Below are 20,780 nucleotides of genomic sequence, written 5' to 3'. Positions count from 1 at the left end.
CTATACGCAGTGAAATAAGGACAAATCTGAGATGAATCGCGTATTACTGACCGGTGCAACCGGCTTAGTCGGGTCGCATCTGCTGCGCTTACTGATTCAGGATCCGCGCGTCGATGAAATCATCGCGCCAACCCGACGGCCACTGCCTGTGATGCAGAAAGTCGTGAACCCGGTTGAAGCCGATCTCACCGATGTGCTGGGGCCGCTGGACTGTTCACTGGATACGGTGTTCTGCTGTCTTGGCACCACGCGTAAGCAGGCGGGCAGCAAACAGGCATTCATCCACGTCGATTACACTCTGGTCGTGGACAGTGCATTGTGCGGATTACGCTTAGGGGCGAAGCAGATGATGGTGGTCAGCGCGCACGGCGCCAGTCGTCACTCACCGTTTTTATATAATCGTGTTAAAGGTGAAATGGAGAATGCGCTGCGTCATCAGGGCTGGCCGCGCCTGACGCTGGTGCGGCCTTCACTGCTGCTGGGAGAGCGCAAGCAGAAGCGCGGCGGTGAAAGCCTGGCGGGGCCGGTTTTCGCGCTGCTGCCGGGTAACTGGCGCGCCGTGCATGCGCGCGACGTCGCGCGCTGTCTGCACCAGCAGGCTTTCACCCAGGGAGGTGAGAGTGTCACTGTCATTGAGTCAGGCGATATCCCGCGTCACTCAGCGTAACGGCCAGATAATCTGATTACGACTGCCGCGCCATTGCAGCGTGGCATCTTTCTCTTCTTCGACAAAGCGACCATCGATCAGTACGTCGAGATAGTCCAGCACAGCGCGCTGCGCGCTGTTCAGCTCCTGCATCCGGTAACCGGTCCAGAGCCAGATATCTTTATCGGGGCACGCCTGCCGCACCCGTTTTACCAGACGGCGGATGTGCGGCACGTTTTGCGGATGCAGCGGATCGCCGCCGCTCAGCGACAATCCCTGGCGCGGAATGCGCGTATCCTGCAAATCCGCCAGCAGTTGCTCCTCCATCTCAAGTGTAAAGGGCACGCCGGAGTCGAGCCGCCAGGTGCTCTGGTTGTAGCAGCCGCGACACTGATGTTCGCAACCGGCGACAAACAGTGTGCAGCGGGTGCCGGGACCATTAATAATATCGACATCATAGTAGCGATGGATATGCATCATCCCAGCGGTCCCTCTTCAAGATGTTTTACCCGACGCTGCACTTCCTGCTGCTTACCGGCGTTAAACGGCCGTGCATCCGGACTGCCCAGATAGCCACAGACCCGTCGGGTGACAGAGACGCGCGCCGGATCGTGGTTGCCGCAGTTCGGGCAGGTAAAGCCGCGGCTGGTACAGGTGAACTCGCCGTTGAAGCCGCACTCGTAGCATTCATCAATCGGTGTGTTAGTGCCGTAATAGGGCACGCGGTCATAGCTGTAATCCCAGACATCCTCCAGCGCTTTGAGATTGTGCTGCACATTCGGGTATTCGCCGTAACAGATGAATCCGCCATTCGACAGCGGCGGATAGGGTGCTTCAAAGTCGATTTTGTCGTAAGGATTGACCTTCTTCTCAACGTCGAGATGGAAGCTGTTGGTGTAGTAGCCCTTGTCGGTGACGCCCGGCACCAGGCCAAACTGCGCGGCATCAAGACGGCAAAAGCGGTCGCACAGATTCTCGCTCGGCGTGCTGTAAAGGCTAAAACCGTAGCTGGTTTCCTCTTTCCAGCGCTCGGTGGCATCACGCATACAGGCGATAATCTCCACACCTTTAGCACGCAGCGCCGCGTCATCGTAAGGGTGTTTATGACCGCCGCTGAGTGCATTCAGGGTTTCGTGCAGGCCGATATAGCCCAGCGACAGCGATGCACGGCCGTTTCGGAAAATAGGACCGACTTCATCATCCGCATTCAGCCGGACGCCACAGGCGCCTTCCATGTAGAGGATGGGCGCGACGCGTGCTTTGGTTTTCTCCAGCCGCGCCACCCGCGTCATGAGCGCCCGCTTAGCCAGCAGCAGGCGCGCATCGAGCAGCCTCCAGAAACGCGCCTCATCGCCGCCTGCTTCCAGCGCAATGCGCGGCAGATTCAGGCTGATCACGCCGATATTATTGCGCCCTTCATGAATCTGCTCGCCATTCTCTTCATAAACGCCCAGGAAGCTGCGGCAGCCCATTGGGGTTTTAAATGAGCCGGTCACTTTCACCACCTGATCGTAATTGAGGATGTCGGGATACATCCGCTTGCTGGCACACTCCAGCGCCAGTTGCTTGATGTCGTAGTTAACGTCGCCCGCCCGGCGGTTAACGCCCTCGCGAATGCTGAACACCAGTTTTGGAAACACCGCTGTTTTGCGATTTTTACCCAGCCCCGCCAGTCGGTTGCGCAGAATTGACTGCTGAATCAGCCGCGCTGCCCAGTCAGTCCCCAGACCAAAACCAAAGGTGACAAACGGCGTCTGGCCATTGGCGGTGTGCAGGGTATTCACCTCATACTCCAGCGACTGAAAAGCGTCGTAGCACTCTTTCTCCGTACGCTGGCGTGCATACTCTTCTGCCTGTGGAATCTGCCACTGCTCAGCAATCGCCAGATGCCGGGTATAGCTCTGCTCAACAAACGGAGCGAGCACTTCATCAATGCGGTTTATGGTGGTGCCACCGTAAATGTGGCTGGCGACCTGGGCGATGATCTGCGCCGTGACGGCGGTGGCGGTGGCGATCGATTTAGGCGGCTCGATCTCAGCATTGCCCATTTTGAAGCCGTTGGTCAGCATACCTTTCAGATCGATCAGCATGCAGTTGAACATCGGGAAGAAGGGCGAGTAGTCGAGATCGTGATAGTGGATCTCGCCGCGCTCGTGCGCCAGCACCACATCGCGCGGCAGGATCTGCTGCTGCGCGTAGTGCTTTGCCACGATCCCGGCCAGCAGATCGCGCTGCGTTGGGATCACTTTGCTGTCTTTGTTGGCGTTTTCATTCAGCAGCGCCGCGTTGGTCTGATCGACCAGGCCGCGAATGGCGTGATGTAACTGGCTCTGACGATCGCGAGCGACATCGCGATCGTGCCGGTATTCAATGTAAGCGCGCGCCAGCTGCGGGTATGGGCCCGCCATCAGCGTTTCTTCCACTGCACACTGAATCTCCCGGATATCCACTTCCGGACGATCGGCCAGCCGCAGGGCAACCTGCTCAGCGACCTGCGTGCACCAGGCCAGGTCATCGACCTCTGCTGCCTGTGCCGCCGCCGCGACGGCCTGCTCAATACGCTGCGCATCAAAACCCGTCCGACATCCATCACGCTTGATGACCACCGTCGCCATTTCTCTCTCCGTAAACTACATATAGGTGTGTGATGGATTCTATCCCCTACATGTAGTGATTGCTGCGAATTATTGCGTTCTGTTTTGACCTGAAACAAGGAAGATTCAACACGGCAGGGAATGCCGACTGAGGTAAGAATCAGGTTTTGAGATCAGGTTTCCGGGTGATTAACTGGCGTATTGGCGTGCAGCAACTTTAATCAACGTTATGCCCTGTTAAAACGTTGACGTCACAAGGATGCCCGCCAATGTGGTTACCCCGTTCTCTGCTCCTGCTTTCAGCCTTTTGTCCACTCGTCCTGGCCAGTCCGCTGCCACTGATGCCCTGGCCGCAGCAGGTGGAGCAGCCCGCCAGTGGCGGTGCACTTACCCTGACGCCGCAATTGACGCTGCAAATCTCAGGTGATCATCTGGCAGGTGCTGAAGCACGCTGGCTGGCGCGAATCAGTAACCAGACGGGCTGGCCGCTGTTGCCTGCATCCCAGCCGGTGGCCGCGCCGACTATACGTATCGTCATTGCAAAGGCGGTGGACCCGCTGCCACTGCCCGACAGCGATGAGAGCTATCAGTTGCAGGTCGATGGCGACGGCGTCCTGTTAACTTCACCCAGCCGTTTTGGCGCGATGCGCGGTATGGAAACCCTGCTGCAACTTATCCAGAACGGTGCACAGGGCACGACGATTCCTTACGTGACCATCCACGATCATCCCCGCTTTCCGTGGCGTGGTGTGCTGATCGACACAGCGCGCCACTTTATGCCGGTAGAGACACTTAAACGTCAGATCGACGGCCTGGCCGCCGCGCGAATGAACGTCTTTCACTGGCATCTCACTGACGATCAGGGCTGGCGCTTTGCCTCCAGCCACTATCCCCAGCTGCAGCAGAAAGCCAGCGATGGCAACTACTACAGTCAGCAGCAGATGCGGGAGATTGTGAAATATGCCACCGAGCGTGGGGTGCGTGTGGTGCCTGAGCTGGATATGCCGGGACACGCCTCTGCGCTGGCGGTGGCGATGCCGGAGCTGATAAGCAGACCGGGAAATTATCAGATGGAGCGCGGCTGGGGCGTCTTTAAACCGCTGCTCGATCCCAGTAACGAACAGGTTTATGAGGTGATCGACACGCTGGTGGGTGAGATGGCGGCGATCTTCCCCGACCCCTGGCTACACATCGGCGGCGATGAAGTCGATCCCACCCAGTGGAACGACTCACCCGCGATTCAGCAGTTCATGCGCGATCACAATCTGAAAGATGCGCATGCGCTTCAGGCGTACTTCAATCAGCGGGTGGAAAAGATCCTGGAAGCCCATCACCGTCAGATGGTGGGCTGGGATGAGATCGCCCATCCCGATCTGCCGCGCAGCATTCTGATCCAGTCGTGGCAGGGCCAGGATACGCTGAGTGCGCTGGCAAAAGAGAACACGCGCGGCATTCTCTCCACCGGGTTCTACCTCGATCAGCCCCAGCCTGCCAGCTACCACTACCGCAATGAGGTCACGCCGCGCGGGCTCAACGGCCTGGATCGTCTGCGGCCCGGCGATCAGGCGCAGAGCTGGTCATTCACGATGCCGCGCCTCAAAGGCAGCCCGGTGAAGGGCAGCTTTACGCTCATTCAGGGCGAGTCGGGCTGGCGCGGTTTTATCGACTTCGACGGCAAGTCCCGGCGGATGATCCGTGAGATCAACTGGCTCTCGACGCAGCAGGTGCAGTTCAGCGTGGATAGCTGGATGGGACCGTTCCAGCCGGTGTTCACGCTGCAGCAGCCGTCCCTCAAAGGCTATGTGCTGGTAGGCAACGTCCGTTATCCCACCAGCGGTCAGCGCCTGATGCAGCCGCCGGCGGGCATCGCGCCCGTGCTGCCCACGCCAGAACAGGTGCAGCACAATCTGCTGGGTGGTGAGGCAGCGCTGTGGGCGGAAAACATCAACAGCCAGATTATTGATACCAAATTGTGGCCGCGCGCCTTTGTGGTGGCTGAGCGGTTATGGTCGGCAGAGGATGTCACGAACATGGATTCAATGTATTCGCGGCTGTCAGCGATGGATCGCTGGAGCACTGTATCGGTGGGAACGCTGCAGCAAGCCCAGACGGAGCAGCAGATGATGCGGCTGGCCAACGGGCACGATATTGCCCCACTGCAAATACTGGCTGAGGTGCTGGAACCGGCGCAGTACTACACCCGCCAGCATCTGAAGTTTCAGGCGGGCCATTACGACTATCACGAGCCGTTAAACCGGCTGGCGGATGTGCTGCCTGCCGAGAGTGAGGCGGTGCGCCAGCTGGCGCAGCATGTCGCCGTGTTAATCGCCAACCGTAATAACCCGGCCGCTGCCTCCGCAGTTCGTGCGCCGCTGCAGCGCTGGCAGGCCAACACGACTGCGGTAATGCCGATCATCAACGGTAGCGCGACGCTGAAGCCGCTGGCACACAGCGTGCAGCAGATTGAGGTGCTGAGCACCATGGGCCTCGCGCTGGTGAATGCTTACGTCCGCAATCAGGCGTTTGGTGCCAGCGAAGTGGCGGAGATGCATGCGACACTCGATGCCGCTGCGCAGGTGCAGGATGAAACGGTGATTGCGCTGGTCAGGCCGCTGGAGACGCTGTTGCGCGCCTTTCAGTAAATGCGGTGGCCGGTGCGGAACCGGCCACCGTGGCATCAGGCCGGGCCGCTGACTGAATGGCGACGCACCAGCGTCGGGCTGAACATGTGGGTGACTTCTGGCAGCGGCAGATCGTTAGCCAGTGCCAGCGCAAGCTGGGCTGCCTGCTGCGCCATGGTGACAATCGGATAGCGGACGGTGGTGAGGCGCGGTCGCACATAGCGCGACACCAGCACATCATCAAAGCCGATCAGTGACATCTCTTCCGGCACGCGAACACCGTTATCGCTCAGCACTGCCAGTGCACCTGCCGCCATCGAGTCGTTGTAACAGGCGACAGCGGTAAAGTTCCTGCCGCGCCCCAGCAGTTCCGTCATCGCCTGCTCACCGCCGACTTCATCCGGTTCGCCCCAGGTGACCAGCCGGTCGCTGCACGGCAGGCCGTGCTCTTTCAGCGCATCGTAGTAACCCTGCAGGCGATCTTCGGCATCAGAGATGGTGTGGGTCGAACAGATAAAGGCGATATTCTGATGGCCGAGCTGGATCAGATGACGGGTGGCAAGCCAGGCACCGTAGCGATCGTCAAGCGCAATACAGCGCTTTTCAAAGCCTTTTATCAGCCGGTTCAGCAGCACCATACCGGGCACCTGCTTCATCAGCACTTCCAGCTCTGCGTCGGGAATTTTCTTGGCGTGAACCACCAGCGCCGCGCAGCGATGACGCATCAGCTGTTCAATCGCCTGCCGTTCTTTTTGCTCATTATGGTAACCGTTACCAATCAGCAAAAAGTTACCGGTATCGCCTGCCACCTCATCCACGGCTTTAACCATCGCGCCAAAAAAGGGATCGGAGACGTCACCGACAATCAGGCCGAGCGTTTCGGTCGATTGTTGCGCCAGCGCGCGTGCGTTGGCATTCGGGTGATACTGAAGCTGCTCCATCGCCTGGCCTACGGCCTGTCGGGAGCTGTCGCTGGCTTTGGGAGAATTATTGATTACACGTGAGACTGTGGCGACAGAAACGCCCGCCAGTCGCGCAACATCCTTTATGGTAGCCATGCGTTGACCTGCTTTGGGGAAAACGTTTACACATCACATCAGTGTTACGGAAAAGGGCGGACACATCAACCCGACAGAATGTCAGCGTCGTCGCAAAAAGGGGCGAAATCGGGCACTCAGGCACATCTTCTGCTCAGCCGCCGCCCCGTGTTATGCTCAATCTCCCACCTGGCTACCGTGAAAAACAACGATGAAAACCAAAGTGCCACATCTGGCTCACTGGGGCGCCTTTACCGCCGTCACTGAAAACGATCGCCTGATTGGCTGCGAACCCTTCTTCGCCGATGCCGATCCGTCACCGATGATCCACACCATTCCTGAACTGGTCTACTCCGACAAACGCATTCGCCAGCCGATGGTGCGTCGGTCGTGGCTAAAGTCACGCGAAAAGAGCGATCGCACGCTGCGTGGCCGGGAAGATTTTGTCGCCGTCGACTGGGAAACCGCGCTGGACCTGGTGGCGGAGGAGAATCGCCGCGTGCGCGAGCGTTACGGTGCATCGGGCATTTTCAACGGCTCCTACGGCTGGTCATCGGCTGGACGCGTTAATCACGCCCGCACCCTGGTTCGTCGTTTCTACTTTCAGGGTGGCGGTGGCGTCGATCAGCAGGGCAACTACAGCTGGGGTGCCGCGCAGTTCTTCCTGCCCTATGTAATCGGCACGTATATGCCGCTGACCGGGCGCGTCACCGAATGGCCGCAGGTGGTGGAACACGCCGAAATTTTTGTCGCTTTTGGTGGGCTGGCGCTGAAAAACGCCCAGGTTGCCTCGGGTGGCGCAGGGCAGCACAGCCTGAAACCGGCGCTGATGCAGCTGGCGGCCAAAGGGACGCCGGTAATCAACATCAGCCCGATGCGCGATGACTGCCCGGAATTCGTTAACGCCGAGTGGATCCCGATTCGCCCCAATACCGACGTGGCGCTGATGCTGGCGCTGGGCTATGAAATCACCCAGCGCGGCGCGGTTGACGAAGCGTTTCTCGCCAGCCACTGCACCGGCTGGCCGCAGCTGCGAGCCTATCTGCTGGGTGAAACCGACGGCGTGGCGAAAACCGCTGGCTGGGCCAGTCGTATCACCGGCATTCCAGCGGATAGAATTGTGCAGCTGGCGCAGCAGCTGACCGGCAAGCGCAGCTTTATGACCTGCTCCTATTCCGTTCAGCGCGCCCATCGCGGCGAACAGCCTTACTGGATGATGATTGCGCTGTCGTCGATGCTCGGCCAGCCAGGCCTGCCGGGCGCAGGTTTCTCCTTTGGTCACGGTTCAATGAACAGCGTTGGCAACCCGCGTCAGGAGGGGCCAGCCCCGATGATGAGCACCGGCCCCAATCCGTCCGGGCTGTCGATTCCGGTGGCGCGCATCAGCGACATGCTGCTCAATCCCGGCCAGCCGTACCGCTTCCAGGGCGAAACGCTGCACTATCCTGACATTCACATGGTGCACTGGGCGGGCGGCAATCCGTTCCATCATCACCAGCAGCTGAACCGGCTGGTGGAGGGCTGGCAACGGCCCGATACGGTGGTCGTGCAGGATATCGTCTGGACGCCTGCTGCGCAGATGGCGGATATCGTGCTGCCTGCCACCACCACGCTCGAGCGCAATGATATCGGTGGCTCCTCACGCGATCGCTTTGTGCTGGCGATGCATCAGGCGATCAAACCGCAGCACCAGGCGCGCAACGACTTCGATATTTTTGCGGACCTGGCCGAGCGCCTCGGCTATCGCGACACCTTCACCGAAGGGCGCAATGAGATGCAGTGGATCGCCCATCTTTATCAGCAGTGTGCGACCGCGCATCAGCGCAAAGGCATCGATTTCCCCGAATTTGATGCGTTCTGGCAGCGCGGCTTTGTGGAAATTCCGGAAGGCGGCAAGCCCTATCAGTTTATGGAGGCGTTCCGCGCCGATGCGCAGGCGAACCCGATTAAAACCGCCAGCGGCAAAATCGAGCTTTTCAGCCAGACCATTGCGGACTACCAGCTTGACGATTTTGCCGGTCATCCGGAGTGGCGTGAACCGCAGGAGTGGCTCGGCTCGCCGGTCAGCCACGACTATCCGCTGCACATGATCTCAATTCAGCCTTCGGACCGGTTACACAGCCAGCTGGATGCCACCGAAACGGTGCAGGGCAATAAAACTGCCGGACACGAAACGCTCTACATGCATCCACAGGATGCAGCAGCGCGCGGTCTGGTGGAGGGCGACGAGATTGAGGTGAGCAACGCACGCGGCGTGATGCTGGCGGGCGTGCGGATCACCGAGGGCGTGACGCAGGGCGTGGTCATTATCTCTACCGGTGCCTGGTTTGATCCTGGTTTTGGCAAGGCGTGGCAGCCGCACGATCGCGCGGGTAACCCCAATGTGCTGACGCTCGATATCGGAACCTCGTCGCTGACGCAGGGACCAAACGCCATGAGTTGCCTGGTGGAAATCAAAAAACATCAGGATTGCACAATAGCGTAAGGATCTCATGGCTGGTTACATTTTGCGGGTAACTGTTGCGTTTGAGAGATAGCAGCCGATTAATCCCTCTTGCTACATTCAGGGTCCCAGAGGTATTGATGGGTGAACATCAATAGATTTTCTTGATTACACCAACCTGCGCAGATGCGCAGGTTTTTTTTGCCCAAAATCTGCGGCCGATAACGAACTGATACACAGTTTTCCTGTTATACAGCCAGCGCTTTCTTTATAACTGCTGGCACCAGCCTCTTTCTCTTATTTTGCGCAGCGGAATGCCATGCCCCGGATTAAAAAACTACTGGGAAAAGACCAGATAAAAGCGCCATTTAACCCTTTTCGTTTTCGGCTGATCTGCCTGGGTGTCACGACCTGTCTGGTGGTGCTGCTGGCGCGCGTCGCGGACCTGCAGTTCCTGAATCAGCCGATGCTGGAGCACGAAGCCGATCAGCGATCGCTACGTACCGTCACGCTGCCGACCAGCCGCGGTACCCTGCTGGATCGTAACGGTGAAGCGCTGGCGCTTAGCGTGCCATCGCGCGATGTCATTGCCGATCCGCAGCGTGTGCTTGAGAGTAACCCCGATTTCACCAGCGCTAAATGGGCCTATCTTGCGGCGGCGCTTAACACCCGTCCTGAAGAGCTGGCGGCGCAGATCACTGCTAACCCGAAACGTCGCTTCCTCTATCTGGGCCGTAAAGTTGAACTGGGCATTGCGAAAGATATTAAAGAACTGAAGCTGAAAGGCATCAGTGAAGTCTACGACGACAGCCGTTTCTATCCGATGAGCGAGGCCTCTGCGCCGCTGCTCGGCATTGTAGGTGCGGATAACGTGGGTCTTAATGGCCTGGAAAAAGGCTTTGATAAAGTGTTGCAGGGCGAGCCTGGCAAAGAGGTCTATCGTCAGGATGCGGCGGGCAATATCATCGCCATGATCAACTATCAGCCGCCGACTCAGCCGCCAACGGTGCAGCTCAGCATCGACAAATATGACCAGTACACGCTTTACAGCAAACTGCGTGACGGCGTGCTGATCAACAAGGCGGATTCAGGCGCCGCCGTGCTGGTGAAAATTGACACCGGCGAGATTCTGGCGATGGCCTCCTATCCGTCGTTCAACCCTAATAACTACGAAGGGGCGACCCCGGCGCAGATGCGTAACTCGGCCATCAATGACAGCTATGAGCCGGGATCGACTGTTAAGCCGTTAGTGGTCATGGAGGCGCTGGAGCGCCACCTGGTGCGCCCGGATTCCGTAATCGATACCACGCCTTATAGCGTGAACGGCCACCTGATCCGCGACGTCGGTCACTGGCCGCGCCTGACCATGACGGGCATTCTGCAGAAATCGAGTGACATTGGCGTATCACACCTCGCGCTGGCGATGCCTGCGGAAGCGCTGGTGAATACCTATCAGGCGTTTGGCCTGGGTAAACCCACCGGATTAGGGCTGACCGGAGAAAGCGTCGGCTACTTCCCGCTGCACCGCGCCCGCTGGGCCGATATCGAGCGAGCCACTTTCTCCTTTGGCTACGGCCTGCGTGTCACGCCGCTGCAGATTGCCCGTGAATACGCCACGCTCGGCTCTTATGGCGTTTACCGTCCGCTGTCGATCACCCGCGTTACGCCACCGGTCATGGGGCGGCAGGTTGCCAACCCGGAAACGGTAAAAGAGGTGGTGCATATGCTGGAGAGTGACGTCCTGCCGGGCGGAACCGGGCTGAAAGCCGCGGTGCCGGGTTATCGTCTGGCGACCAAAACCGGTACGGCGGAAAAAATGGGCACCAGCGGCAAGTATGATGGCGGCTACGTCAACTACACCGCCGGTATTGCGCCAGCCAGCCATCCTGAAGTGGCGCTGGTGGTGATGATCAACCATCCAACGGCAGGCGATCACTTCGGTGGCTCGGTTGCCGCACCGGTGTTCGGTAATATTATGGGGCCGGTGCTGAAACACATGAACATTGCGCCAGATGCCATTTACACGAAACCGGCGACCAATACTTCGGATAAATCTTAGTGTAATCAGAGTGTAAGCGAGACGTGAAAGATATTCACACCTCGTTGCACTTCCCCGAATTCGGTTGCGTTTTCTCGCTGTCCCCGCGCGGTCAATCAGTGCGAGGATAGCAGTCCCAGAGGTATTGATGGGTGTGAAAACAACACCGCTTCGGCAGTGAGATTCCTGTTATTACACCAACCCACGCAGATGCGTGGGTTTTTTTTGCCTGCTCGCCGGACGCTCTCTTCCCCGCTGTATAACCGCCGTTAAATCATCATCGTTCTTAACGAAACCCTGACAGTTTGCCAATAGAAAGGCGCGTCGGCTTTCACCGATAATGGCCGCCGTGAACCCTGGCGTTTTTTTGCTCGTCTCAGCCGGTTCACACTGCCGCATTCCGCATGTTCCGGGATTTCTTTTTCTGCTTACCTGAAGAGTTTGACGATGACTCACCTTTCTCGCCCCGGGCGTACTTTTGGGCTCAAATGGCTGCTCCTGTTGCTGGTGGTTGCGATTGTCGCGGGCGTTATCTGGCGTCTGCTGACGGCGGGTCATGGGCCGGGTGAGGGGATGCCGCCGGGCAGGCATGGCGCACATGGCATGATGGGCGGCGGGGCGACGCTGGTTCACAGCGGTATGGCCAGCACGGCGGATGTGCCGGTGTGGCTCAATGCGCTCGGCACGGTGATCCCCAACGCCAGCGTGACGGTGACCAGCCGCGTTGACGGCCAGCTGGAGCAGGTTTTCTTTACCGAAGGGCAGAAGGTCAGTGCCGGGCAGTTGCTGGCGCAGATCGATCCGCGCAGCTATCAGGCGACGCTGAACCAGTATCAGGGCGAACTCAGCGAAAATCAGGCGCTGCTGAACAGCGCCGAACTGACGCTGGCGCGCTACCGCAAACTGGCGGCACAGGACGCGCTGGCGCGTCAGGATCTGGACAGCCAGATTGCCACCGTCGGGCAGTATCGCGGTGCGGTCGCCGCCGATCAGGCGCAGATCGCCAGTGCGAAGCTGAGCATTGAATATGCCCGCATCACCGCCCCGATCAGCGGGCGCGTCGGTTTGCGTCAGATCGACCCCGGCAACATGGTTCAGAGCGCCAGCAGCACGGGCCTGGTGACGATCACCCAGATGCAGCCCGCCGCCGTGACCTTTAGCGTGCCGCAAAGCGATATCCCGGCGCTGGTCAGCGTCCTGCATCAGGGCCAGAGCCTGCCCGCCACGCTGTTTGATCAGGACAACCAGCATCAGCTCGCCAGCGGCGAAGTAAAGTTCATCAGCAACCAGATCGACACCGCCACCGGCACCGTGGCGCTGAAGGCGGTGTTCGCCAACCAGGATGAGTCGCTGTTTGCTAACCAGTTTGTCAATCTGCGGCTGCAGCTCCGGGTGCTGAAAGGCGCGACGGTGATCCCGGCGCAGGCGCTGCAGTTGAGCAGCGACGGCAGCTTTGTCTTTGTGATCAATCAGGATCACACCGTCACGCGCAAAGCGGTCACCACCGGCCCCACGTTCGGCGACGATCAGCAGGCGATCCTCAGCGGCGTTTCGCCAGGCGATCGGCTGGTGACAGAAGGGATCGATCGCCTCACCGGCGGAAGCAAAGTCACGCTGGCCGATGAGACACCTGCTGCCGGTGCCGTGTCGAAATGAACCCGTCTCGCCTGTTTATCCTGCGTCCGGTCGCCACCATTCTGCTGATGGTCGGCGTGCTGATCTCTGGCATTTTTGCCTATAAATTTCTGTCGACCTCGGCGCTGCCTCAGGTCGACTATCCGACCATTCAGGTCACCACGCTCTATCCGGGCGCCAGCCCGGATGTCATGGCGTCGTCGGTCACGTCGCCGCTGGAGCGCCAGTTAGGGCAGATGGCCGGGCTGAGCCAGATGAGCTCCACCAGCGCCAGCGGCGCGTCGATCATTACCCTGAAGTTCAGCCTCGATCTGTCGCTGGATGTCGCCGAGCAGGAGGTGCAGGCGGCGATCAATGCGGCGAATAACCTGCTGCCCGACAATCTGCCCAATCCGCCGACCTATAAAAAGGTTAACCCGGCGGACAGTGCGGTGGTGACGCTGGCGGCGAGCTCCAGCACGCTGCCGCTGACCGAGGTGCAGGATCTGGTCAATACCCGGGTAGCACTGAAGCTGTCGCAGATCTCCGGTGTCGGGATGGTGACGCTGGCAGGCGGACATCAGCCCGCGATTCGGGCGCAGATGAATCCTCAGGCGCTGGCGGCGCATCATCTGACGCTGGAGGCGGTGAATACGCTGATTGGCAACAGCAACGTTAATGGCTCCAAAGGCGGCTTTGACGGGAAATATCATTCGGTCACCATCGATGCCAACGACCAGCTGCGCACCGCCGACGCGTACGGCAACCTGATTCTCACCTATGAAAATGGCGCGGCGCTGCGCCTGAAAGATATCGCCCATATTGAACAGGGCCCGGAGAACAGCTTCCAGTCAGCGTGGGCCAACAACCAGCCGGCGATTGTGATTAGCGTGCAGCGCCAGCCGGGCGCAAACGTAATTCAGGTGGTGGACAACATCAAGGCGCAGCTCCCCGCGCTGCAGGCGGCGCTGCCGGACGGGGTGAAGATGACGATTCTCTCCGACCGCACTCAGACCATCCGCGCCTCGATCAGTGATGTGCAGTTTGAGCTGATGCTGTCGATTGCGCTGGTGGTGATGGTGACCTTCCTGTTCCTGCGCAACGTGGCCGCTACGCTGATCCCCAGCGTGGCGGTGCCGCTGTCGCTGATCGGCACCTTTGGTGTGATGTATCTGGCAGGCTTCAGCCTGAATAACCTGTCGCTGATGGCGCTGACTATCGCCACCGGTTTTGTTATTGATGACGCCATCGTGGTGGTCGAGAACATTTCCCGGCGGCTGGAGCAGGGCGAGTCGCCGATGGAGGCTGCGCTGAAGGGCTCACAGCAGATTGGCTTCACCATCATCTCGCTCACCTTTTCACTGATTGCCGTACTGATCCCGCTGCTGTTTATGGGTGATGTGGTCGGGCGACTGTTTCGGGAGTTCGCGATCACGCTGGCGGTGGCGATTCTGGTGTCGATGCTGGTGTCGCTGACTCTGACGCCAATGCTGTGTGCGTATCTGCTGCGCCACATTCCGCCCGAACAGCAGTCAACTTTTTCCCGCAAGGGCGGCGAACTTTTCGATGCGCTGGTGCGCGGCTATGACCGGCTGCTGACCGTGGTACTTAACCATCAGAAACTGACGCTGCTGGTGGCGCTGGCGACCTTCGGGCTGACCGCGCTGCTCTATATGATGGTGCCGAAGGGCTTCTTTCCGACCCAGGATACCGGGCTGATTCAGGGCATTACTGTCGCCTCACAGGATGTCTCATTTAAAGCGATGGCCACGCGGCAGCAGGCATTGTCGGCTCTGATTCTGAAAAACCCGGCGGTGGAAAGCGTCTCATCGACGATTGGCATCGACGGCACCAACACCAGCCTCAACAGCGGACGGTTACAGATCAACCTTAAGCCATTTGGCTCGCGTGATGTGAAAGCGGATGAGGTGATTAAACAACTGCAACAGGCGACCGCCGATGTGCCAGGTATCCGGCTCTATCTGCAACCGGCGCAGGATCTCACCGTCAACGACCAGGTCTCGCCGAGTCAGTATCAGTTCACCCTGGACGACGCCGACAGTGAAAATCTGGTCAGCGGGTCGTCAAAAATGGTGGCGGCGTTGCAGCAGCGGCCCGAATTTAATGGCGTGGTAAGTAACCTGCAGGATCAGGGGCGCGTCTCATACGTTGAGCTGAACCGCGATAAAGCGGCGCGCTTTGGCATTACTGCGTCGGACGTGGACACCGCGCTCTATAACGCTTTTGGTCAGCGTCTGGTCTCGACTATTTTCACCCAGTCGAATCAGTATCGGGTGGTGCTGGAAGTGGCTCCGGCTTACCAGCAGGGTCCGGCGTCGTTTGATGATGTTTATCTGCAGCCCTCTTCCGGCAGCAGCTCGTCATCAACCACCAGCACGGCTTCATCCACGGCTTCGTCATCAACATCAACGTCTTCATCAACGTCGACGTCCAGCTCAGCTTCTGATAGCGACACGGCCAGCAGCGGCATGGTGAAACTTACCGCTATCGCCACTATTCATCAGCGCACCGGCTCGCTGATGCACATGCGGCTGAATCAGTTTCCGGCGGTGATGATCTCCTTCAACCTTAATCCGGGCTACTCGCTGGAGGATGGGCAGCGGGCGATCGCCGACGTGCGGCAGCAGTTGCACCTGCCAGAGAGCACCACGCTGCGTTACCAGGGCGAAACCTCGGCGTTCCAGAGTGCCACCGGCAACACGCTGTGGCTGATTCTGGCGGCGCTGATCACTATGTATGTGGTACTCGGCATCCTCTACGAGAGCTTTATCCATCCGGTCACCATTCTCTCAACGCTGCCGTCGGCGGCGGTGGGCGCGCTGCTGACGCTGTTGCTGGCAGGCACGGAGTTCAGCCTGATTGCGCTGATTGGGGTCATCCTGCTCATCGGCATCGTGAAAAAGAACGCCATCATGATGATCGACTTCGCGCTGGAGGCAGAACATAAGCAGCATCTCAGCCCGCGTGACGCGATTCATCAGGCCTGTCTGCTGCGCTTCCGCCCGATCCTGATGACGACCATGGCGGCGTTGCTCGGCGCGTTACCGCTGATGCTGGCTTCCGGCTCGGGCGCAGAGCTGCGGCAGCCGCTGGGGCTGGTGATTGTCGGCGGGCTGATTGTCAGTCAGGTGCTGACGCTCTTTTCCACGCCGGTGATCTACCTGCTGTTTGATGGGCTGGCGCAGCGCGGCAACGCCTGGGTGAAACGCCGTCAGCAGCAGGCGCGGAGTGGACAATGAATCTGACCCGGCTGTTTATCTTTCGTCCGGTGGCGACGCTGTTGCTGACGCTGGCGATACTGTTGCTCGGCGCGCTGGGCTACCGGCTGCTGCCGGTGGCACCGCTGCCGCAGGTCGATTTCCCGACCATCATGGTCAGCGCCAGCCTGGCGGGGGCCAGCCCGGAAACGATGGCCGCCACCGTCGCGACGCCGCTGGAGCGTTCGCTGGGGCAGATTGCCGGTATTAGTGAGATGACCTCCAGCAGTTCGCAGGGCTCCAGCACGGTCATCCTGCAGTTTGATCTGGACCGCGATATCAATGGCGCGGCACGCGACGTACAGGCGGCGATCAACGCGGCGCGCAGCCTGCTGCCGAGCGCGATGGCCTCGCTGCCCACTTATCGCAAAGCCAACCCGTCAGATGCGCCAATTGTCATGCTGGCGCTGACCTCCGCCACCCGCTCGCCCGGCGAGCTTTATGACCTGGCAGAGAGCAAAATCGAACAGGTGATGGGGCAGGTGCAGGGCGTCGGCGAAGTCTCGCTGATGGGCAGCGCTTTACCCGCGGTGCGCATCGATCTGCAGCCGCTGAAGCTGACGCATTACGGCATCTCGCTGGAGACGGTGCGCGCCGCTGTCGCCAACAGCACCACCAATCTGCCCAAAGGAATTTTGCAGAGCAGTGACCAGTCGTGGCTGGTGGACAGCAACGGACAGCTGGAAAAGGCCGCCAGCTACCGCGATCTGATCATCACCTGGCAGCAGGGCAAAGCGGTGCGGCTGCGCGACGTCGCCACGGTCTATGACTCGGTGGAAGATCGTTATCAGGCGGGATTCCTCAATGCCACGCCTGCGGTGATGATCGGCATTAAACGTCAGGCGGGCGCGAACATGCTCGAAACCATCGACGCGATCAAAGCGCAATTGCCGCTGCTGGAAAAAAGTCTGCCCGCTGACAGCCAGCTGAAAGTGGTGGTTGACCGTTCGCCCGGCGTGCGCGCCTCACTGTATGACACCGAAGAGACGCTGCTGATCGCGGTGCTGCTGGTGATTGCGGTGGTGTTTATTTTCCTGCGCAATCTGCAGGCGGTGATCATTCCGGCGCTGGCGCTGCCGGTGTCGCTGATCGGCACCTGCGCGGTGATGTACCTGCTGGGTTACAGCCTGGATAACCTGTCGCTGATGGCGCTGATCGTCTCCACTGGCTTCGTGGTGGATGATGCGATTGTGGTGCTGGAGAATATCACTCGCCATATTGAGCGTGGGCTGAGTCCGCTGCGGGCGGCGCTGCGCGGGGCGCAGGAGGTGAGCTTCACCGTGCTGTCGATGACCGTGTCGCTGATTGCGGTGTTTATCCCGATCCTGCTGATGGGCAGCATTGTTGGACGGCTGTTCCGCGAATTCGCCGTAACGCTCACCGTGTCGCTGCTGATCTCGCTGTTCGTCTCACTCAGCCTGACACCGATGCTCTGCGCACGCCTGCTAAAGCCCAAACCGCCCGTCAGCCAGCGACCACATCCGCTTTATCAGTTTATTGAAAATCAGCTGAACCGCCTGCTGGCTGCCTACGGACGCGGGCTGGCCTGGGTGATGCGCCATCAGAAGCTGACGCTGCTCAGCCTGCTGCTGACCGTGCTGCTGAACGTTTTTCTCTTTACCGTGGTGCAAAAGGGCTTTTTCCCCAATCAGGACACCGGGCTGCTGATGGGCGCGCTGCGTGCCGATCAGAACATCTCATTCCAGGCGATGAAGCCGAAAATGCTGATGTTTACAAAGATCATTCAGAAAGATCCGGCGGTCGAGAGTGTGATGTCGTCTATGGGCAGCGGGATGTTTGGCTCCCGCAACAGCGCCAACTTCTTTGTGCGGCTTAAGGATTTTAGCCAGCGCGATGCCACGGCTACTGAAGTGGCTAACCGACTGACGCGCAAAACCAGCCATATCGCCGGGGCGCAGATGTTCCTGATGGCGGCGCAGGATCTGCACATTGGCGGACGTAGCGCTAACGCGACGTATCAATACAGCCTGCAGGCGGACGATCTTGCGCTGCTGCGGGTCTGGACGCCGAAAGTGCAGGCGGCGCTGGCAGCCATTCCCCAGCTTAACAGCGTAGATTCCGACTCGCAGACCGGCGGTCAGGAGGTGGAGCTGACGATTGACCGCGACCGCGCCACCCGACTGGGCGTCAACGTGAAAATGCTGGATACACTGCTGAATAATGCCTTCAGCCAGCGGCAGATCGCCACGCTCTATCACACTCTGAATCAGTATCACGTGGTGATGTCGCTGCAGGACAGCGACACCGCGAATCCGGCGACGCTACAGCAACTCTATGTGATTAACGACAGCGGTGATCGCGTGCCGCTCTCCGCCTTTGTCCGTTTCAGCGGTGGCAACGCGCCGCTGTCGGTAGCGCATCAGGGCCAGTCTGCCACCAGCACGGTGGCATTTAACCTCAATGATGGCGTTTCGCTGGAGCAGGCGCAGTTACTGATTAAACAGGCGATGGCGAAGCTGGGCCTGCCCTCGACCATTCATGCCGGTTTTGCCGGTACCGCCGCGGCCTTTTCACAGCTGACCGCCACCATGCCGTGGCTGATTCTGGCGGCGCTGGCGGCGGTCTACATCGTGCTCGGCGTGCTCTATGAGAGCTATATCCATCCGCTGACCATTCTCTCGACGCTGCCGTCAGCGGGCGTCGGAGCGATGCTGCTGCTGCTGCTGACCAACACGCAGCTCACGGTGATCGCGCTGATTGGCATCATCCTGTTGATCGGCATCGTGAAAAAGAACGCCATCATGATGATTGATTTCGCCATTGATGCGGAGCGGCGGTTGGGCATGTCGCCGCAGCAGGCGATCACCCAGGCGTGCCTGATGCGCTTCCGGCCAATCATGATGACCACACTGGCCGCCTTTTTTGGCGCCTTGCCGCTGGCGCTGGGCAGCGGCGGTGATGCCGACCTGCGCAGTCCGCTGGGGATAGCGATTGCAGGTGGGCTGGCGCTTAGCCAGCTGCTGACACTGTTCACCACGCCGGTTGTTTATCTTTGGCTCGATCGTCTGGGCCGTGCCACTCAACGTCAATGGCGTCGTTTGCGCCCTGCGGAATCCTGATCCATGAAACCTCTCATCCCGTTTGTTGTGATGCTGCTGTGCGGCTGTAGCGTGGGTCCTGACTATCAGCGCCCGTCTGTAGCGATGCCGGTTCACTATAAAGAGGCCCGAGGCTGGCAGCCGGCGACACCGCTGGATGCGCAAAGCAAAGGCGAGTGGTGGACGGTTTACCATGACGCTACGCTGAGCGGGCTGTTGAGCCAGGTCAGCGTGTCGAATCAGAACGTAGCAACCTATGCCGCGCAGTACCGGCAGGCGCAGGCTCTGGCGGCTGAGTCACGTGCAGCGCTGTTTCCCTCGCTGGACTATGATGGCAGCGTAACGCGCAGCGGCAGCCATGCCACCAACAGCAGCGTTCGCACCACCAGCAGCAGCCATCAGGCGGAATTGAGTGCCAGCTGGGAGCTGGATCTGTGGGGTAAACTGCGGCGCACGCTGGAGGAGAACCGCGCCAGTGCTTCGGCCAGCGCGGCAGAACTGGCCAACATCACCCTGAGCGCCCAGTCTGAGCTGGCGCAGGACTATTTCCAGCTGCGCATCATGGATCAGAAAATCGCGCTCTATCAGCAGAGCGTTGATGCTTATCAGCACTATCTGAACGTGATTACCAGCCAGTATCAGGCGGGCACCGCGTCGCGTGCCACGCTGGCCCAGGCGCAGCTGCAACGGGAGAGCGCCAGCGCCTCGGCGCAGGATTATCAGTGGCAGCGTGCGCAGATGGAGCACGCCATTGCGCTGCTGATTGGCAAAGCTCCGGCCGACTTCAGTCTGCCCGCTGCGCCACTGACGGCCACATTACCCGCGATTCCGGCAGCCCTGCCGGGCGAGCTGTTACAGCGCCGTCCCGATATCGCGTATGCCGAACGTAATATGGCCGCCGCCAATGCCGCCATCGGTGTGGCGGTAGCCGGTTACTATCCTGACCTGACTCTGAGCGCGAGTGGTGGTGTCAGCGCCTCCGTGCTGCATTCGCTCTTCTCGCTGCCGGACCGCGTCTGGTCACTGGGACCGGCGCTAAGCGGTACATTGCTCGACGCGGGTGCGACCTCGGCGAAGGTCGATCAGGCGCGGGCAAGCTGGGATGCCAGCGTGGCCACCTATCGTCAGACGGTGCTGACCGCGATGCAGGAGGTGGAAGATAAGCTGGTGGAGTTGAACACGCTGCAGGGCGAAATCGCCGCGCAGCAGCGCGCCACCGACGCGGCCCAGACTTCGGCGCGGGTGACGCGCCTGCAGTATGAGGCGGGCATGATTGACTACCTGGATGTGGCGACCACTGAGAACAGCAGCCTGAGCGCACAGCAGAGTTTGCTGACGCTTGCGACCACGCAGTGGGTGAGCAGCGTCGCGCTGATTGCCGCGCTGGGCGGTGGCTGGCAGGCTCCCTGAAGCCGCATCAGATTGCCGATAATTCGGTTGTCGAACCGCG

Annotated in this window: 11 protein-coding genes; 8 read left to right on the top strand and 3 right to left on the bottom strand. The window is 59.8% G+C overall.

All coding sequences use genetic code 11. The annotated features are described in order from the left end of the window. The first annotated feature begins 31 nt into the window (after positions 1 to 31). Positions 32 to 667, top strand: a complete 636-nt coding sequence (locus tag NP77_RS02565; RefSeq protein ID WP_039658929.1) for an NAD-dependent epimerase/dehydratase family protein — start codon at positions 32 to 34, stop codon at positions 665 to 667. Here the strand turns inward: NP77_RS02565 and nrdG are convergent. Together nrdG and nrdD are read right to left on the bottom strand one after the other, a co-directional pair. Beyond that, a complete protein-coding gene (nrdG, locus tag NP77_RS02560; protein ID WP_181162224.1) occupies positions 659 to 1,123 on the bottom strand; it encodes an anaerobic ribonucleoside-triphosphate reductase-activating protein in 465 nt (154 codons plus the stop codon). The two genes, NP77_RS02565 and nrdG, sit on opposite strands and share 9 nt — an antisense overlap. Further along, a complete protein-coding gene (gene nrdD / locus NP77_RS02555) occupies positions 1,123 to 3,261 on the bottom strand; it encodes an anaerobic ribonucleoside-triphosphate reductase (RefSeq protein ID WP_008925433.1) in 2,139 nt (712 codons plus the stop codon). Before nrdD ends, nrdG begins: the two co-directional genes overlap by 1 nt. A gap of 248 nt (positions 3,262 to 3,509) precedes the next feature. Here nrdD and NP77_RS02550 point away from each other — a divergent pair, with 248 nt between their 5' ends. Continuing rightward, positions 3,510 to 5,882, top strand: coding sequence for a beta-N-acetylhexosaminidase (locus NP77_RS02550; protein WP_039658927.1), 2,373 nt, complete (start codon positions 3,510 to 3,512; stop codon positions 5,880 to 5,882). Between the two features lie 35 nt (positions 5,883 to 5,917). Here the strand turns inward: NP77_RS02550 and galR are convergent, their stop codons facing one another. Continuing rightward, positions 5,918 to 6,919, bottom strand: a complete 1,002-nt coding sequence (gene galR, locus NP77_RS02545; RefSeq protein ID WP_003851033.1) for an HTH-type transcriptional regulator GalR — start codon at positions 6,917 to 6,919, stop codon at positions 5,918 to 5,920. A 190-nt stretch (positions 6,920 to 7,109) separates the two neighbouring features. Here galR and NP77_RS02540 point away from each other — a divergent pair, with 190 nt between their 5' ends. The 6 genes from NP77_RS02540 (at position 7,110) to NP77_RS02510 (ending at position 20,740) form a co-directional block, all read left to right on the top strand. After that, complete coding sequence (locus NP77_RS02540; protein WP_039658925.1) at positions 7,110 to 9,383, top strand: molybdopterin guanine dinucleotide-containing S/N-oxide reductase; 2,274 nt, start codon at positions 7,110 to 7,112, stop codon at positions 9,381 to 9,383. 277 nt (positions 9,384 to 9,660) lie between these two features. After that, entirely contained in the window at positions 9,661 to 11,400 is a 1,740-nt protein-coding gene (locus tag NP77_RS02535; RefSeq protein ID WP_039658924.1) for a penicillin-binding transpeptidase domain-containing protein, read from the top strand. A 426-nt stretch (positions 11,401 to 11,826) separates the two neighbouring features. Continuing rightward, complete coding sequence (locus NP77_RS02525; RefSeq protein WP_039658920.1) at positions 11,827 to 13,035, top strand: MdtA/MuxA family multidrug efflux RND transporter periplasmic adaptor subunit; 1,209 nt, start codon at positions 11,827 to 11,829, stop codon at positions 13,033 to 13,035. Then, the gene (locus NP77_RS02520; protein ID WP_039658919.1) at positions 13,032 to 16,253 is read left to right on the top strand and encodes an efflux RND transporter permease subunit; all 3,222 of its coding nucleotides are present in this window, start codon (positions 13,032 to 13,034) and stop codon (positions 16,251 to 16,253) included. Before NP77_RS02525 ends, NP77_RS02520 begins: the two co-directional genes overlap by 4 nt. Beyond that, on the top strand, positions 16,250 to 19,351 hold the full coding sequence (locus tag NP77_RS02515; protein ID WP_008925438.1) for an efflux RND transporter permease subunit: 3,102 nt from the start codon (positions 16,250 to 16,252) through the stop codon (positions 19,349 to 19,351). Before NP77_RS02520 ends, NP77_RS02515 begins: the two co-directional genes overlap by 4 nt. Before the next feature lie 3 nt (positions 19,352 to 19,354). Next, positions 19,355 to 20,740 carry an efflux transporter outer membrane subunit gene (locus NP77_RS02510; protein ID WP_003851021.1) on the top strand — a complete coding sequence of 462 codons (1,386 nt, stop codon included), beginning with the start codon at positions 19,355 to 19,357 and terminating at the stop codon, positions 20,738 to 20,740. Positions 20,741 to 20,780 lie beyond the last annotated feature (40 nt).

Source organism: Pantoea sp. MBLJ3, assembly GCF_000816655.1.
GTDB lineage: Bacteria > Pseudomonadota > Gammaproteobacteria > Enterobacterales > Enterobacteriaceae > Pantoea > Pantoea eucalypti.
The sequence above is the reverse complement of the archived record's forward strand: the minus strand, read 5'-3'. Positions and strand labels throughout refer to the sequence as shown.

Excerpts from the sequence above, each read along its gene's own strand:
- NP77_RS02565 (WP_039658929.1), top strand. The coding sequence starts at position 32 with ATGAATCGCGTATTACTGACCGGTGCAACCGGCTTAGTCGGGTCGCAT.
- nrdG (WP_181162224.1), bottom strand. The coding sequence starts at position 1,123 with ATGCATATCCATCGCTACTATGATGTCGATATTATTAATGGTCCCGGC.
- nrdD (WP_008925433.1), bottom strand. The coding sequence starts at position 3,261 with ATGGCGACGGTGGTCATCAAGCGTGATGGATGTCGGACGGGTTTTGAT.
- NP77_RS02550 (WP_039658927.1), top strand. The coding sequence starts at position 3,510 with ATGTGGTTACCCCGTTCTCTGCTCCTGCTTTCAGCCTTTTGTCCACTC.
- galR (WP_003851033.1), bottom strand. The coding sequence starts at position 6,919 with ATGGCTACCATAAAGGATGTTGCGCGACTGGCGGGCGTTTCTGTCGCC.
- NP77_RS02540 (WP_039658925.1), top strand. The coding sequence starts at position 7,110 with ATGAAAACCAAAGTGCCACATCTGGCTCACTGGGGCGCCTTTACCGCC.
- NP77_RS02535 (WP_039658924.1), top strand. The coding sequence starts at position 9,661 with ATGCCCCGGATTAAAAAACTACTGGGAAAAGACCAGATAAAAGCGCCA.
- NP77_RS02525 (WP_039658920.1), top strand. The coding sequence starts at position 11,827 with ATGACTCACCTTTCTCGCCCCGGGCGTACTTTTGGGCTCAAATGGCTG.
- NP77_RS02520 (WP_039658919.1), top strand. The coding sequence starts at position 13,032 with ATGAACCCGTCTCGCCTGTTTATCCTGCGTCCGGTCGCCACCATTCTG.
- NP77_RS02515 (WP_008925438.1), top strand. The coding sequence starts at position 16,250 with ATGAATCTGACCCGGCTGTTTATCTTTCGTCCGGTGGCGACGCTGTTG.
- NP77_RS02510 (WP_003851021.1), top strand. The coding sequence starts at position 19,355 with ATGAAACCTCTCATCCCGTTTGTTGTGATGCTGCTGTGCGGCTGTAGC.